Here is a 4586-nt window from a genome sequence, read left to right on the forward strand (position 1 = left end):
CGGATTCAAACATTAAAGCAGAATCATATTTTTCAGAGTATGTATAGAAAAGCAACCTGTGCAGATAATGCGACAATGGAAAATTTCTTTGGGATTTTAAAACAAGAAATGTATTATGGAGAAGAATTAGTATCGTACGATGAGTTAAAACGAAAAATCGAAGCGTATATCGATTACTATAACAACAAACGCATTAAGCAGAAATTGGCTGGTTTAAGTCCCGTACAATACCGAACTCAAACCAGCCAATCAGCTGCGTAATAAAAAATCTAACTTTAAGGGGTCACTACCCTTTTGCTGTCTCTTTTTTCTGCTAACGCACCTGTTACTTTAAATAGTTCTCAATACTTTTTCTATTTTTAACAACTAATAACTTGTCACTATATATCCCAAATTTTTTAAAGAAATTAAGTTTACCGACTTCTTCAAAATATCTATTCCATCTAAACATTTTAAAGAATATTTTTAGAGTAGGTTTGTAATTTGACTCTTCTAATTTGAATTTTTGTAATACAAATCGTTTAATTATTCGATAGATTCTTATCGGATATTTAGTATCTAAGAAAATAATTAATTCTGCATTATAAAAACTATTTGCCACCCAATCCTCGTTATGAACCCCCTCAATAATCCAAGTTTCAGAATGAATAATAGAATTCATATACTGTTTTCTTTCTTCATCCGTCCTTCTTATATCTCCAGATTTTTTTCTTTTCCAAACTACATTATCTAATTCATAAAACGGAATATTTAGTTTTGAGGATAAATCTTTCGCTAACGTTGTTTTTCCACTTCCAACGGAACCAATAATATGTATTTTTTTAGGAGTTTTATTGTTCACTTTAGACCTCCCTCATCAATAAACTTGTATGTGAAATAATTCCATATTAATGTTGATTTATCCTCTTTCTTGTTCCACTAAGCTGCTCCGTTAGCGACATAAGAAAATTAACATTCTATTACACATAATCTACGTTATGTGACTTAATTATTAGATTCATTTGAATAATTTATATTCAAATGTAATAATACTCATATTAATCATTTGGTGGTGTTAAATTGAATTTTTTAACTTCTGAAGGATTAGTATTCTTAATTGTATTATTTTTTTTGCATCAATTATCTTCCTACTATTTAAGTTAATAAAATAATTAATTTTTAATTAAAGTTTATAAAAATATTTTTTGCGGTGCTGAACATGAGTTTTATTACTACTAAAGCAATCATTGTGTTATCTATTATAATTTTCTCTTTCGTAGTTCTTATGTTTGTAATTAGATTTGTTACAAAAAAGAAATAATACCGAAGGAAAAGCACTATTTTTTTTATTATGAATAGCTTATATTGTGGTTTTACTTTAGAAAAACACTTTCTTCAAACTCATTTTCTTTTCAGCCTATGTGTACCTTATTCTTATTCCTAAAAACGCAACTCCTTAATATGCCTTGTAATTATTATCCAGAAGATCACCTCTACTGGATATTTTTTGTTTACTATATTTAAATGTGCTAAATAATTAGAACTTCTACTTTCAATTTGAATAACATAACAGTACAAGGTAGCAATCTGATTCTTTCTTTTACAATCGTATTTCTGAGATTGATTGATTTAGCCCTTCGCCTGTCACCCATTTATCCACATAAAGGGCTTTTTTTTACACATAATGTGTCTTTTGTTCACAAACACTTCTAAATCTACTCATACTCTTGACGCATCCATTAGATATAGTTATATATACTTTTGTATAAATAGTTTTAATAAGCAATAACAGGTAAAGAACTAATGTCTATAAAAAACAACATTCGTAATCAAATTTATTTCTTCTGTCTAAGTTTATATTCCTTCATTACTATATCTGTGTTAATGGCTTTAACAGAAAGTGCAGATATAAATTTCCCATTAATAGGTGCTGTTACATTTGAAATTGCTTGGAAATTACCCCTAATTGGAATAATAACTGCCTTTTTTATTAAGAAGAATCCATTTAAATATGTGATTATTTTTCTAAATGCTTTTATTCTTATCTTTTTTATTACTAGAGTAATAAAATTTTATGATCTTACAATTACGCTCTTAGAAGTGTTTTTTTGTTTCACAAAATACACATAATATGTCTGCTACGAAACTAAATAATATTTGTTTTTTATCTCAAATTTATAAATACACTTATAACTTCTTGGAAGATACACATAATAACATTTGTGAGTTGTAAAAAATCTTAACTAATGTTATTGAAACAAGGAGTGTATTTATGGGTATCTTAAGTGGTAATCCTCAAAATGAACCAATGCATTACGGTGAAGTATATGGAATATACACACAATTAGCTGTTACAAAAGCAGCATTGGATGGCTACCAAGTCTATTTCAATCATACTGGCGATAAAGATTTGAAAGAATTTATTAAAGATGTAATAAATTCAAGTATTAAACCTGCCATCAAAGAACTTGAACAATTATTGATAGCAAATGATGTTGTTGTTCCGCCTACCCCTGCTGAAAGACCTGAAGTAGACATTGAACAAATTCCGGTTGGAGCTAGATTTCAAGATGCTCAAATTGCATATGCTATAGCTCGCGATATCGCTACTGGCTTAACAGCAATGAGTGGTCTTATTAGTCAGTGTATTCGCGAAGATATAGCCCTAATGCTTACTCAACAAAGTGCCAAAAGTTTAAAAGACGGTGCGAAATTATTACAAATTATGAAAGAAAAAGGATGGTTACTTCCTCCTCCTCTTCATATGGAAACTAAAAACAAAGAGTAAATTATCTTGGAGGAAGTTAATTTCTCTTCCTCCATTCTTTATTGTTTGTTTCACATAATAAATATACTGTGTACCTTATTGAGCTAACCTACGCCATTAGCAGCCTTGATCTTCAGCTCTAGCACCTGTTAGTGAAGTGATAAATAATTTAATGAAATTTCAACTAATTTTTCCTTTTATGATTTCTTAGTAACGAAACCAAGTAATATTTGGATTATGCTTAATACAAAAAATACTCCTGTTGGTAAGTACCATTCCCCCAACAAAATAGTCGGTATAACAATACAAAGAAAAATAATGCTCCCATAGTGAAGGTCATTGTAAATATTTTTTTATCTTTCTTTATAAATCCATAAGTTGAAGCAATGGCATTTCCGATCCCAAAAATAATCATTCTAAATAAAGCTAAACTTGCCCAATTATTAAATGGCAATTTACCTATCCACTCTTGTTGAAAGCTTCCCTTTCAAAAAACGTTGACACACCTACATAAAAAGTTCCTAAAGACAATAATAAATTATTAGAATTCAAAATATTTTTTAGTAACATTTTTTCCTCTCCGTTCATTTCCACATGAAATAAACTGCTTCGTTTGTCCGATAACGACTTTAGAAAAAATAGCGGTAACCCGTACAATTAAAAAGAGAATACTAATCTAGTTTGATATATAAGTTCACCTAATTGGAACAATAAACATACTTACCTAAGTAAAACTAACCTCCCTCAAACTACTCCCATTACCTTAAGGTTCAAAGTAAACCTCCCAGTTTTAATAAGAATTCATTCTTGTTTTCATTCCATAATATCTCTATGAAAGGAGATGGCTCCTGAAGGAAATAATCCAGGGGAATATTTTCCAACCAATAACATTCACCAGGATATACTTCGTTACAATCAAATAATCCAAGTACATCTTCTTCAAATGCCATTCCACCAACTTTATATTCATAAACTGAAAATAATCCAGTGGAAAAATTTGCAAATCTGTAATTTCATCTTCCAATATTCCAACCTATTTCCATTCTAAGACATCAAAGCTTGAACCATAAAACCAAAAATTCACCATTAGTGCGTTTGACGGAACCTTTTCTATTTCTAATGTTGCCTTTCTTTTTCTTGATAAATAGACATATAATTTAAATCTCAGAAAGTGTATGTGATCATTTGTAATAAAGTTTGAATAAAATCTTGTATTAAAATAAATAATAGACTACTGTTCGATTTTAATGTTCCACGATATAATGGTGAGAGTTTGTTCCCAGTAAATATTTTTATGAGCAGTGAGGTAGTATATGAAAAAAAGAACCACAGACATTATTTTTATCCTTATTGGTGCATTTCTATTTGCGTTAGGTGTAAATTTATTTGTTATTCCGAACGAGCTTGGTGAAGGAGGAGTAACTGGTATCACGATTATTACCTATTATTTATTTGAGTGGTCACCAGGTTTAGTCAACTTAATTCTGAATGCATTTTTGTTAATAATCGGTTATAAATTTTTGAATAAAGTAACAACGATTTATACGATTATTGCTGTAGTTTCTAACTCGCTTTTTCTTCATCTGACAGAAAGCTGGAATATTACTTCTAATGAATTGATGGTAAATGCCATTTTTGGAGGAATATTTGTAGGTTGCGGGATTGGCCTAATCATTCGGGTTGGCGGAACAACAGCAGGTACTACCATCTTAGCAAGGATAACACATAAGTATTTAGGATGGAGCATTAGCTATGGTCTATTGTTTTTTGATTTGATAGTTGCTTTTTCATCTTATTTTATCATTGGTGCGGAAAAGCTGATGTTGACAATTATTATGCT

General features: G+C 29.8%; 4 protein-coding genes. 3 read left to right on the plus strand and 1 reads right to left on the minus strand.

Features of this window, described 5'->3' with window-relative positions; all coding sequences use genetic code 11:
• Positions 1-261: IS3 family transposase (locus BN349_RS19125; RefSeq protein ID WP_019243954.1), on the plus strand; the 261-nt coding region annotated here is incomplete at its 5' end.
• Between the two features lie 64 nt (positions 262-325).
• On the opposite strand, the gene BN349_RS19130 is transcribed toward BN349_RS19125, so the two are convergent.
• A complete protein-coding gene (locus BN349_RS19130; RefSeq protein WP_019243955.1) occupies positions 326-841 on the minus strand; it encodes an AAA family ATPase in 516 nt (171 codons plus the stop codon).
• Between the two features lie 1410 nt (positions 842-2251).
• Between BN349_RS19130 and BN349_RS19140 the strand changes: the two genes are divergently transcribed.
• Complete coding sequence (locus BN349_RS19140; protein WP_019243957.1) at positions 2252-2767, plus strand: DUF3231 family protein; 516 nt, start codon at positions 2252-2254, stop codon at positions 2765-2767.
• A 1292-nt stretch (positions 2768-4059) separates the two neighbouring features.
• Positions 4060-4586: YitT family protein (locus BN349_RS19160; protein ID WP_019243961.1), on the plus strand; the 527-nt coding region annotated here is incomplete at its 3' end.

This window comes from Bacillus sp. AP8 (genome assembly GCF_000321185.1).
GTDB classification, from domain to species: Bacteria; Bacillota; Bacilli; order Bacillales; family DSM-1321; genus Bacillus_AD; species Bacillus_AD massilioanorexius.